Annotated in this window: 11 protein-coding genes; all 11 read left to right on the top strand. The window is 66.7% G+C overall.

The genetic code is table 11. The features are described from left to right. Positions 1-56 precede the first annotated feature (56 nt). Positions 57-2,429: a malto-oligosyltrehalose synthase gene (gene treY, locus IE158_RS06310; RefSeq protein WP_189642817.1), complete on the top strand. Its 2,373-nt coding sequence runs from the start codon at positions 57-59 to the stop codon at positions 2,427-2,429. A gap of 142 nt (positions 2,430-2,571) precedes the next feature. Then, on the top strand, positions 2,572-3,687 hold the full coding sequence (locus IE158_RS06315) for a GGDEF domain-containing protein (protein WP_229838948.1): 1,116 nt from the start codon (positions 2,572-2,574) through the stop codon (positions 3,685-3,687). Positions 3,688-3,757: 70 nt separating this feature from the next. Beyond that, the gene (locus IE158_RS06320; RefSeq protein ID WP_189642830.1) at positions 3,758-4,219 is read left to right on the top strand and encodes an arsenate reductase ArsC; all 462 of its coding nucleotides are present in this window, start codon (positions 3,758-3,760) and stop codon (positions 4,217-4,219) included. A gap of 4 nt (positions 4,220-4,223) precedes the next feature. After that, on the top strand, positions 4,224-5,534 hold the full coding sequence (locus tag IE158_RS06325; RefSeq protein WP_189642818.1) for an arsenic transporter: 1,311 nt from the start codon (positions 4,224-4,226) through the stop codon (positions 5,532-5,534). Beyond that, positions 5,531-6,253, top strand: a complete 723-nt coding sequence (locus tag IE158_RS06330) for a metallophosphoesterase family protein (protein WP_189642819.1) — start codon at positions 5,531-5,533, stop codon at positions 6,251-6,253. Before IE158_RS06325 ends, IE158_RS06330 begins: the two co-directional genes overlap by 4 nt. A 41-nt stretch (positions 6,254-6,294) precedes the next feature. Beyond that, positions 6,295-6,648 carry an ArsR/SmtB family transcription factor gene (locus IE158_RS06335; RefSeq protein WP_189642831.1) on the top strand — a complete coding sequence of 118 codons (354 nt, stop codon included), beginning with the start codon at positions 6,295-6,297 and terminating at the stop codon, positions 6,646-6,648. Between the two features lie 80 nt (positions 6,649-6,728). Then, complete coding sequence (locus tag IE158_RS06340; protein WP_229838949.1) at positions 6,729-7,169, top strand: response regulator; 441 nt, start codon at positions 6,729-6,731, stop codon at positions 7,167-7,169. 92 nt (positions 7,170-7,261) lie between these two features. Continuing rightward, positions 7,262-7,696, top strand: a complete 435-nt coding sequence (locus tag IE158_RS06345; protein WP_189642821.1) for a group III truncated hemoglobin — start codon at positions 7,262-7,264, stop codon at positions 7,694-7,696. A 396-nt stretch (positions 7,697-8,092) separates the two neighbouring features. Further along, positions 8,093-8,800, top strand: coding sequence for a hypothetical protein (locus IE158_RS06350; RefSeq protein ID WP_189642822.1), 708 nt, complete (start codon positions 8,093-8,095; stop codon positions 8,798-8,800). Positions 8,801-8,837: 37 nt separating this feature from the next. After that, the gene (locus tag IE158_RS06355) at positions 8,838-9,635 is read left to right on the top strand and encodes a LamB/YcsF family protein (RefSeq protein ID WP_189642823.1); all 798 of its coding nucleotides are present in this window, start codon (positions 8,838-8,840) and stop codon (positions 9,633-9,635) included. Beyond that, positions 9,607-11,100 (top strand): 5-oxoprolinase subunit B/C family protein, encoded by a 1,494-nt coding sequence (locus tag IE158_RS06360; protein WP_189642824.1) that lies wholly within the window; start codon positions 9,607-9,609, stop codon positions 11,098-11,100. Before IE158_RS06355 ends, IE158_RS06360 begins: the two co-directional genes overlap by 29 nt. Positions 11,101-11,183: the final 83 nt, after the last annotated feature.

Genomic DNA, 11,183 nt, shown 5'->3' on the forward strand with positions numbered 1-11,183 from the left:
CTTCTCTTGAGACTTCTGCGCTGGCAGCTCACCCCAGCATGCTCCAGACTGAGTGGGTGAAGATTCCAGCTTCGACCTACCGCCTGCAACTGACCCCCGGAGCCCACCTGGGCCACGCTGCCCAAACGCTGGAGTACCTGCACCAGTTGGGGGCGGACTGGGTGTACCTCTCCCCCATCCTGCAAGCGGGCGAAGGGTCACAGCACGGCTACGACGTGGCCGACCCCAGCGTGATTGACGCAGCGCGCGGGGGCGCAGAGGGGCTGGAGCAACTGGCGCGGCAGGCCCACGCGCGCGGCATGGGCGTCATGGTGGACATCGTGCCCAACCACCAGGGGGTGGCCGAGCCCGCCCGCAATCCCTGGTGGTGGTCGGTGCTGCGTGAAGGTCAGGACTCCCCCTACGCCCACGCTTTTGACATTGACTGGGCGGCGGGCGGCGGCAAGCTGCTGCTCCCGGTGCTGGGCAGCGAGGACGACCTGGGAGAACTGAGGATAGAGGACGGCGAGCTGCGCTACTACGAGCAGCGGTTTCCCCTGGCTCCCGGCAGCTGGCAGGAGGGCGATGACCCCCGCGACGTGCATGGGCGGCAGCACTACCGCCTGATGGACTGGCGGCGCGGCGACAGCGAGCTGAACTACCGGCGCTTTTTTACCATCGCCACGCTGGCGGGTGTGCGGGTAGAAGACCGCGCGGTACTGGAGGAGTCGCACGCCGAGATTCTGCGCTGGGTGCGCGAAGGGCTGGTGGATGGCCTGCGGATTGACCACCCCGACGGCCTGCGCGACCCCGGCGGCTACCTGGCGGATTTGCAGCAGCTCAGCGGCGGCGTGTACACCGTGGTGGAAAAGATTCTGGAACCCGGCGAAGCGCTGCCCCGCGACTGGGCCACCCAGGGCACCACCGGCTACGACGCGCTGGGTGAGATTGACCGCCTGCTGACCGACCCGGCGGGCGAAGCGCCCCTGACCGCCCTGGACACCGATCTGCGCGGCGGCGCGGCCCCCGACTGGCACGACCTGATCCATGACACCAAACGGGCCGTGACCGACACCACCCTGCACGCCGAGGTGCAGCGCCTGGCCCGCAGCGCTGAGCAAGAGGGACTGACGCTGGACCACGCGTTGACTGTGGACGCCCTCAGTGAAGTGCTGGCCTGTTTCGGTGTGTACCGCTCTTACCTGCCGCAGGGCCGCGAGTACCTGGCGGCGGCGCTGGCAGAGGCAGCCCGCCGACGCCCCGACCTGGAACTAGCCCTGCGTGAGCTGGGGCCGCTGCTGGGCCTGGAGGCGAAGTGGGCGCAGGACCTGGGCGAAACGGCACAGCGCTTTCAGCAGACGTCGGGCATGGTGATGGCGAAAGGGGTAGAGGACTCGGCTTTTTACCGCTATACCCGCCTCACCTCGCTGAACGAAGTGGGCGGCGACCCGTCGCAGTTCGCGCTCACGCCGGAGCAGGCGCACGAGGCTTTCGCTCGCCGGGAGCGTGAATGGCCGCATGGCCTGACCGCGCTTTCTACCCACGACACCAAGCGGTCTGAAGGCGTGCGGGCCCGCATCGCCGTGCTGGCCGAGCTTCCGCAGGAGTGGGCCGAGCTGGTCCGGGCAGTGCAGCAGGACCTGCGCGGCACGGGCGCCGACGTGCAGGACGGCCCCCTGCTGAATCTGGTCTTGCAAGCGGTGGTGGGAGCCTGGCCGCTGAGCGCCGAGCGTGCCCGCGACTACGCCGTCAAGGCCGCCCGCGAGGCCGGGATGCAGACCTCTTGGTTGGACAACAACGCGGAGTTTGAAACGCGGCTGGCCCGGCTGGCAGGGGCGCTCACTGAAGGAAGTCAGCGGGCACGGCTGGCCGAGTTCGTGGCCCGCACCGAGAGCGCGGGCTACAGCAATGCGCTAGCCCAGAAACTGCTGCAACTGACCATGCCTGGCGTGCCGGATGTGTATCAGGGGTCTGAAGTCTGGTCCCCCGCACTGGTCGATCCCGACAACCGCCGCCCAGTGGACTACGCCGAGCTGGCAGAGCGCCTGCGGGCCCTGGACGCGGCGGACCCTGGACACGCCGGGGGCCAGCCGCCAGTAGATTCACGCGGTGACGCCAAATTGCTGCTCACCTCACGGGCGCTGCGGCTGCGGCGCGACCAGCCGGAGCTGTTTGGCGAGTATCAGCCCCTGTGGGCGCAGGGTGAGCACGCTGAGCACGCCTTCGCCCTGAGCCGGGGCGGCGTGGTGGCTGCCGTCACCCGGCTGCCGCTGGGGCTGGAGCGGGCAGGAGGCTGGGGCGAGACGGCCCTGACCCTGCCTGCCGGTGAGTGGGAAGAGGTCCTGACCCGCCGGTCCTTCAGGGGAGCAGTGCCACTGGCGGACCTGCTGGCCGTCTACCCTGCCGCGCTGCTGCGACGGCAAGAAGGAGACTCCACCACGCCAGCCTGAGCGAGGACACAAAAGCACTCTCCTGAACAGCGAAATACCCCCCTCAAATAAGTGAATCTTCAAGGCGGCGGCGGGGTATGTTCAGGTTTGGAGTGACGCTGTAGGGCACACTCTTGCGAATGGGGGGGACAGGAGAAGCCCGTTGTCCCAAAACAAAGCTGGTATCAAAATCACAGCGCAGCGTGAAACCGCAGCGCCGCCCAAAACTGAAGTGCAGCGCCGCCGCCTGGTGTCTGTACTGACTGTCTTTTCCCTGATTCTGCACGTGATCACTTATCAGGCGTATCTGGCAGCGGTTGGGCAGGTGGGCGGCCTGCTGGGCGGCATGCTTGCGGCAGGCATGGTCACCAGCGTGGCGGTGCTGGTCATGTCGCTGCGCCCCCAGCCCAATTTCGCGGCCATTCGTATGGCCGCCATCGGCCTGGCGGGCAGCTGGATTGCGGTGAGCCTGGTGCAGTCTGTTCATCTGCACCAGGCCCTGCAACCAAGTCAACTGATGAGCGTGGGTATCTTTACCGCCCTGGCCCTGGCCCTGCTTCCCTTCCGCACCGCCGTTACCCTATCGGCTGGGAGCTATCTGGCCGTGTGGGGCGTGGCTCTACTGACCGGCACCGCCAACGCTCTGACCCTGCTGGTCTTGGGCAGCCTGCTGGCGATGCTCCTGAGCACCGAGTACGGTGAACGCATCACCCACGAGCGGGCCCGCGCCGAAATCCTGGAGTGGATGGCGCAGCATGACGGCCTGACGGGTCTGCTGAACCGCTCCGCCACCGAGCAGCGGTTGAAAGAATGGCTCTGCACCCAGCGCACGGGCGGCTGCTTGCTGCTGCTGGACCTCGACAACTTCAAGGGCATCAATGACCAGTACGGACACCAGATGGGCGACCATGCCCTGCAGTACACCGCCCAGGCCCTGGGCCGCTTGCTCCGCCCCGGTGACTTGGCCGGGCGCTGGGGCGGTGAAGAATTCGTCATCCTGCTGGCGGGCCGCACCGCCGCTGAAGCGCGCGAGGCCGCCGCACAGCTGCAAGAAGACCTGTACCGCTCACCGCAGGCGGGCTTGCCGTCCCTCACCGTCAGCGGGGGCAGCGTCTGTGTGGGTGAAGCGGCCCCACCTACGGTCAGCGCCCTGCTCAGTCTGGCTGACGAGCGCCTGTACTGCGCCAAAGCGGCGGGCCGCGCCTGCATCGTCTGGCCTGCGGAGGAGGACAGCCACCGCCACGCCGCCCGGCTGACCTGCTGCTCGGCGACTTCCTGAGGGGCAGAGCACACACCAGCCCTCCCAGCTCTATAGTTAGATAGATATGAATCTATCTATGCGAAATCGGATGCCCCGCGTGCTGATTCTGTGTACCCACAACTCGGCGCGCTCACAGATGGGCGAGGGCCTGCTGCGCCGCTCGGCACAGGAGCTGGGGCTGGCACTGGACGTTCACTCTGCGGGCACCGAGGCCACGTCCGTCAAGGAACCGGCCAAAGTGGTCATGGCCGAGCTGGGCATTGACCTGAGCCAGCACACCTCCAAGACCCTGCACGACGTACCGGACCCTCAGAACTTCGACTATGTCATTACCGTCTGTGACAGCGCGAACGACGCTTGCCCCATCTACCCCGGCCAGACCCAGCGCCGGCACTACCCTTTCCGCGACCCCAGCGGCGGCAGCCTGGAGCTATGGCGCGAAGTGCGCGGGCAGATGCAGGAGCAGTTCCAAAGCTTCGCGGCGGCCCTGAACGAAGGCCAGACTGCGCCGCCCAGCCGCACCGAGACACCCGCCACGAAGGCGCAGTGAGGCAGTGCTTGTTGCTGCCGCCATCTTTGTGCTGACGCTGACCCTGGTCATCTGGCAACCCCGGCTCAGGTGGCAGCCGGGCGGCCTGGGGATTGGCTACAGCGCGGCTTTTGGCGCTGCCCTGGCGCTGCTGAGCGGTGTGGTCAGCCCCTCCGACATTCCCACGGTGTGGAATATCGTCTGGAATGCCACAGCCACCTTCATCGCACTCATCGTGATTTCACTGCTGCTGGACGAGGCCGGATTTTTCCGCTGGGCCGCGCTGCATGTGGCCCGCTGGGGCGGCGGCAGCGGCCACCGGCTGTTTGCACTGATCGTCCTCCTGGGTGCGGCTGTCTCGGCCCTCTTTGCCAACGACGGCACCGCGCTGATTCTGACGCCGATTGTCCTGGCGATGCTGAGCGCCCTGGGCTTTTCGCCTGCGGCCACCCTGGCGTTTATCCTGGCCACCGGCTTTATCGCGGACGCCGCCAGCCTGCCGCTGGTCATCTCCAACCTGGTCAACATCGTCTCGGCGGACTTTTTCGGTCTGGGATTCGGGGAGTACGCGGCGGTGATGGTGCCGGTCAACCTGGTTGCGGTGCTGGCCTCGCTGGGGGCGCTGTACCTGCTGTTCCGGCGTGACCTGCCCGGCACCTACAGCGTGGCCGCGCTCGAACCGCCGCAGGCGGCTGTGCGCGACCCCCAGGTATTCCGGATGGGCTGGGGGGTGCTGGCGCTGCTGCTGGCAGGCTACTTCGCCGCCGAGCCGCTGGGCCTCCCCGTCAGTGCTGTGGCGGTGCTGGGGGCGGCGCTGCTCTACGCCACTGCTGCACGCGGGCAAGTCATCCACACGCGCAGGGTGCTGGCCGGTGCGCCGTGGCAAATCGTGGTGTTCTCGCTGGGCATGTATCTGGTGGTGTACGGCCTCAGAAATGCTGGCCTGACCGGGATGCTCTCCGGCTGGCTCGACGTGCTGGCGGCGCAGGGGCTATGGGCCGCCACCATCGGCACCGGTTTCCTGACTGCGCTGATTGCCAGCGTGATGAACAACTTGCCGGGCGTGCTGATTGGCGCAATTGCCATAGACGACAGCGGCGCGGCGGGCGTGGTGCGCCAGGGCATGATTTATGCCAACGTGGTCGGCAACGACCTCGGCCCCAAAATTACCCCTATCGGTAGCCTCGCCACGCTGCTGTGGCTGCATGTGCTGTCGCGCGGGGGCGTCCGCATCAGCTGGGGACAGTATTTCAAGGTGGGGCTGATGCTGACCCTGCCCGTGCTGCTGGTGACACTGGCGGCGCTGGCCTGGAGACTTTCACTGGAGGCAAGATGAAGATTGCGATTTTTGGAGACGTCCACGGCAACCGCTTCGCGCTGGAAGCCGTGCTGGAAGACATGGCAGCGCAGCGTCCTGGCGCCTGGGTCAATCTGGGCGACGGCCTCTTCGGGGGCGCAGACCCCGCAGGAGCCTGGGCAATTCAGCAGCATATCCGCAGGGAATACGGCGTGCAGGAAGTGCGCGGCAACACCGACGAGCGCCTGGCCGAACCACTTGAAGGGGTCACCGAGAAGCTGGAAATGTTGCAGTGGCTGCACGGCCAGCTGCCCCCAGAAGCGCCCGCGCACGTCGGTAGGCTGCCGCTGCACGTCACACTGGCGGGCGGCGCGGTGGTCTGCGGGCACGGCACGCCGAGCAGCGCCTGGGACTATCTGCTATGGGACAAGCAGGCCAGCCGCTGGCGCACCGACGCCGAGGTGCTGGACATGCTGGGCGCGTCAGCAGAAGCGGCCCGCGTGGTGGTGGTCGGCCACTCACACCGCGAACACCTGCGCCAAATCGGCGGCCTGACACTGGTGAACTGCGGCGCGGTCAGCCGCCAAAAAGACGGCAATCCGCAGGCCCGCTGGCTGCTGCTTGAGGGCGAGGGCGAACGCTGGAACGTGCAGTTTCGCCGCGTATCCTACGACGTAGAGGCTGCTGCTGCCTGGGCCCACGCCCATGCCCACGCAGGCGACAAGGAAGCCCGGCAACTGCGGAGCGGGCGCGAGTGAGCAAATTGACACCCTCAGAAGCGCAGCGGCAAGATGGATTTATGGATTTTGGTAAGTCCGCCGAGCTGTTCCGGGCGCTGGGCGACCCTGGCCGCCTGAAGGTGCTGGCCCTGCTGGCCGCGCCCCCGGCTGAAGCCTGCGCCCCTGCGGGCCGTATCTGCGCGTGCGACCTGACCGAACATCTGGGCCTGTCCCAGCCCACAGTCAGCCACCACATGAAGTTGCTGGTGGCTGCCGGGCTGGTCACCGCGACCAAGCGGGGTCGCTGGACCGACTACGCGCTGGCTCCCGGGGGGCTGACGCAGGTGCAAACGCTCTTGGCCGACCTGCAATCGGCATCACTGGGGAGCGTGGGCACGGAGCTGGACCAGCCCAGGCCCGCCGAAGCTTCCTGAAGCCAGCGCACAGCTACGGCCCACACCGCACCTCAGCCATGCCTGCATTCTTGAAATATAAACAGGGCATAATGGCCCCCATGTCTTCACGGCTGCGGTTTTTTATCATTGACGACGACGCCACCGATGTTGAGCTGACCACCGCTGTCCTGGGCCAGTATGCGGAGGATGTCGAAGTCTTTAGCTGCCATGGCGGGGCCTGCCCAGGCAACGCTGAGGTAATGCAGACCCTAGAAGCGCTGGACCAGACGCCCAGTCTGATTCTGCTTGATATCCACATGCCCCCGCAGTCGGGGCTGGATATCCTGAACGTGCTCAAGGCGCATCCGGTCTACCGCCTGATTCCGGTGATTGTGCTGTCCAACTCGCAGGAGCAGGAAGACATTCAGGAAGCTTACCGCCGCCACGCCAGCGCCTATCTGGTCAAAGGGTCGGACTTTGAGACGTTTACGGCCCAAATGCACGCGCTGCTCCGCTTCTGGCGCTACTGCCTGCCTGCCGTGAGCAGCGAACAGGGCTGAGGCGGTTCGCTGCGGCTCTGGAGGAGCGTCTGGTATGCTGCCGCCTGCATGACTGGGCAGGCGCACCTTCTCACAGTTCTGGTGGTCCATCCGTGACGGTTCCCCTTCAGGGCGGTCAGGCCACCTTGTTCGAGCGCATCGGGGCCGAAGCGCTGCGGGCCTTGCTGTGGGAATTCTACCGCCGGGTCTGCGCCGACCCCGAGCTGGGGCCAGTGTTTGAACGCCGCATCGGTCCTTTTCCGGGAGCCGGTTGGCCGGTGCACATCGCCCGAATTGAAGGCTTTTGGCGCAACGTCACCCACGGGCCGGGCACCTATCAGGGTCGCCCCGGCCAGGCCCACTTGAATCTGGGAGCCACCCCGGAACATTTTGACCGCTGGCTCAGCCTCTGGGAGCAGACCCTGCCCGAGTTCATGGGTGAGCTGGAAGCGCACAGCCTCCTCAGCACCGCGCAGCGGATGCGGCCCACCCTGGAACGCTTCGCTGTGCATGGCCGCGCTCCCGCTGGCCCCAAGCGGCTGTCCTAGAGCCGCTCTACAACCAAGTTCTGCAAATTAAAGTGCCTGCTGCGCGGCGTACAACAGTGGCCCTGCTTGCAGGCGGTCCACCTTTTTAGGCAGCAGCTTCAAGCTGGGCCACTTTCCAGCGTTGAGAGTCGCTCTCTGCCAGCGACCGTTCAGGCTCAAATATGCACTCCTGTGACTCATATTTTTTGAGCAAGAAGGGCCAGCCAGCTGGGTGCGACACTCAGGCGACAGACCTCTGTCACATTTGGGCTCAGATGCGGTGCGCCCTGCCTCCGGGGCTTCCCCCCCACCGCATTCAGCTTTTGCCCGCGCTCTGCCATCCCAGCTTCTTGCCGGGGAGCGGAGTGCTGCGGCATGCGCCTACTTTCCTGCGCCGACCTTTGCCGAGGACTCCTTATGTACCAGCCTGTTTGTCTCGGACAACTTCATCTGCTGCCACTCAATGCCGCTGTGCGGGTGCTGGGGCAGGTGGAACCTCGGGTCCATATGGAAGATTCGGGCTTAGTAGAGTCTCTGAATCCGCCCTCGCTGGGCCAGGTGCTCCGCTCCGTGACCGGCCAGGCCGAGCTGCTCGGGCCAGTGCGCCCCGGCCTTACCCACGCACGGGTTGAGCTGTGGGGCCAGTTGGTCGGCGCAGCCCCCAACCGGCTGCTGGTGCATGGCCTGCGGCCCCTGGAACCCAGAGGCCCGGTGCAGAGAACAGCGCAGGCGCAGTGGTTTGCCGCACCTGCGGCGCCGTCGCCCGGATTGCTGCGCCCCAGCGCTGGCCCCTTTCAGGGCAACGTCCGCATTCTGCAGTGTGGTCAGACGCTGCTGGCCCAGGACGCTGAGCAGCGGGTCTACCGGCTGGAATGGCCGGCAGCCAGGCCCAAGCCCGGCCCTGAAGTCCAGTCTTCTCACGTGCCGTCCCCTCTGAACTCCCGCAGCCTTGAAGGCCCTTTTTGCATTCATGGCGAGGTGCGGGGAGCGGCAGATACACCCGCCACCTTGCGGGTCTTCCAGGCCTGGCCGCTGGGCGACGCGCCCACTTGGCCCTGGGTCCACTCAGGGTTTATGTCCACCGACTCTGCCTCCCACGGAGGCCACCCGCCACCCCTGCTATGATGACGCCCTTCCAATCCACTTAAAGGAGGGCTCTACCATGCAGACCGACCTGAATGCTGACGCCGGTGAATCTTTCGGCAACTGGACCGCTGGCGACGACCAAGCACTCTTCCCCGAACTGACCAGCGTGAACCTGGCGCTGGGCTTTCATGCGGGCGACCCTGTGACCTTGCACAGTTCCGTCCAGTTAGCTGTCCAGCACGGCCTGGGCATCGGTGCGCACCCAGGCTACCCGGACCTGCAAGGCTTTGGCCGGCGGGCCATGAGCCTCAGCCCGGACGAAATCTACGCGGCCACCCTGTATCAGATCGGAGCGCTCCAGGCTTTTCTGGGGCTGGCCGGTGCACCGCTGCAACATGTCAAGGCCCACGGAGCGCTCTACATGCGCATTCATGAGGACGCGCAGGCGGGTGCAGCGTTTTGCCGGGCCGTGCGCGAACTGGTGCCGCAAGCGGGCCTGGTCACCCTGGCTGGCCCCGCAGGTGAAGCGCTGAGGCAACAGGCGCAGGCGCAGGAGCTGACGGTATGGCGCGAGGCTTTTCCTGAGCGGGCCTATATCGCCAGCGGTCAGCTGGCCCCGCGCTCGCTGCCGGGCAGCTCCATTCACGACCCCCAGGAAGCCGCCCGGCGCGCCGCCGAGATGGCCCAGGGACGGGTGACCAGCCTGGAAGGGCAGCCGATAGAGTTGCAGGTGGATACGCTGTGCATTCACGGCGACAACCCACAAGCGGTGCAGATTGCCCGCGCTGTCCGCGCGCAACTGGCAGAGGAAGGCGTGACCCTCAGAGCGATGGGAGGCGGGGCCGGTGCAGGCAGTTTACTGGCGGGACACTGAACCTGCGCAGCTGCCCGCGCTGGCGGCAGCCCTGCTGAGCAGTGGGCTTCCCGGCTTGCTGGACGCGGTGCCCGCCTACGGGTCGCTGTACGTAGAGTTCGAGGAACAGGCCCTGCCCGCAGACACCCTGACAGAGTGGCTGGCGGCCTGGACGCCTGGAGACGCGGCCAGCACCGGGCGACTGGTGGAGATTCCGGTCTGCTACGACGGCGAAGACCTCGGTGCCGCCGCCGAATTCAGCGGCCTCAGCGTGGAGGAGGTGGCCCAGCGGCACAGCAGCCAGACTTACCGGGTGCGGGCGCTCGGGTTCGTGGCGGGCTTTCCCTTTATGGAAACCACGCCGCCAGAGCTGCAATTGCCCCGCCGCGCCTCACCACGGGCCAAGGTGCCCCCGCACTCGCTGGCTGTAGCGGGCGCTCAGACGGGCATCTATCCCGTGGAAGCGCCGGGCGGGTGGAACCTGCTGGGCCGGACCCTCCAAGCAGCCTACGACCCACACCGTGAGCCTGCCTTCTTGGTGCAGCCCGGTGACCGGGTGCGCTTCGTGCCGCAGCCAGCAGGTGCGCCCCTGCTCCCTCCTATCGAGCCGCTGGACCTGCTTCCCGAAGCTCCGCAGTTCCCGGCCCTGGAGGTGGGTCAGCCTGGGGCGCTCAGCCTGGTGATGGACCGGGGCCGCTTCCGCGCAGGGCGCTTCGGGCTGGTGCGCTCCGGGCCACTGGACCCGCAGGCGGCAGCCCTGGCCAATGACCTGCTGGGCAACCACCCAGACGCGCCCCTGCTGGAATTGCATCTGCGTGGTCCCGAGCTGAGCGCCCTGCGTGACTGTTCGCTGGCGGTCACTGGGCTGGGCCTGACCGCCCTGGTGGATGGCCAGCCCCAGCCGCCCTACAGCACTTTTGCGGTCCAGGCCGGGCAGCGCGTGAGCTTCCGGCCCAGTGGGCAGGGACGGGTGACTTACCTCGCCATTCAGAGCGGTTTTGAAGCGAGCACCTTCATGGACAGTGCCAGCACCGACCTCAAGGGCGGCCTGGGCCAGAAGCTCAGGCGCGGGCAATTGCTGGGCACTGCGCAGCCCATGCTCGCGCCCGTCCGCAGCCGACAATTTCTGCCGTGGTGGGTCAGGGCTGGAACAGGTGGACCGCTGCACCTTCGCCTGATTCCCGCCTCCACCGGCGAAGCTGCCGAGCCCGCCCTGCTGGGGCCCACCTACCGCATTCGTGAACTGGACCGCATGGGCGCACGGCTGGACGGCCCTGACGCCCCAGGCGGCGAAATCACCTCGGAAGGGTCGCCAGTAGGCACCGTACAGCTACCGCCAGGCGGACAGCCCATCATCCTGCTCAATGACAAAGGCACGCTGGGCGGCTACCGCCGTGGGGGCCGCGTACACCCCGACGACCTGCCGCGCCTCGTGCAGAGCGGCCCAGACCGTGAAATTCGGTTTGTGGCAGATGGTATCTTCTGAAGGCCAATCCTTTTCTTGGTAGTGGCTGCATCAACGTGACAAGTTGTATCGGTGGAAGGCCAGAGTCAGGCTGGCTTCGAGCA

This window comes from Deinococcus piscis (assembly GCF_014653275.1).
GTDB lineage: Bacteria > Deinococcota > Deinococci > Deinococcales > Deinococcaceae > Deinococcus > Deinococcus piscis.

Coding starts and splice junctions, on each gene's coding strand:
- IE158_RS06320 (WP_189642830.1), top strand. CDS start 3,758: ATGCCCCGCGTGCTGATTCTGTGTACCCACAACTCGGCGCGCTCACAG.
- IE158_RS06330 (WP_189642819.1), top strand. CDS start 5,531: ATGAAGATTGCGATTTTTGGAGACGTCCACGGCAACCGCTTCGCGCTG.
- IE158_RS06335 (WP_189642831.1), top strand. CDS start 6,295: ATGGATTTTGGTAAGTCCGCCGAGCTGTTCCGGGCGCTGGGCGACCCT.
- IE158_RS06340 (WP_229838949.1), top strand. CDS start 6,729: ATGTCTTCACGGCTGCGGTTTTTTATCATTGACGACGACGCCACCGAT.
- IE158_RS06350 (WP_189642822.1), top strand. CDS start 8,093: ATGTACCAGCCTGTTTGTCTCGGACAACTTCATCTGCTGCCACTCAAT.
- IE158_RS06355 (WP_189642823.1), top strand. CDS start 8,838: ATGCAGACCGACCTGAATGCTGACGCCGGTGAATCTTTCGGCAACTGG.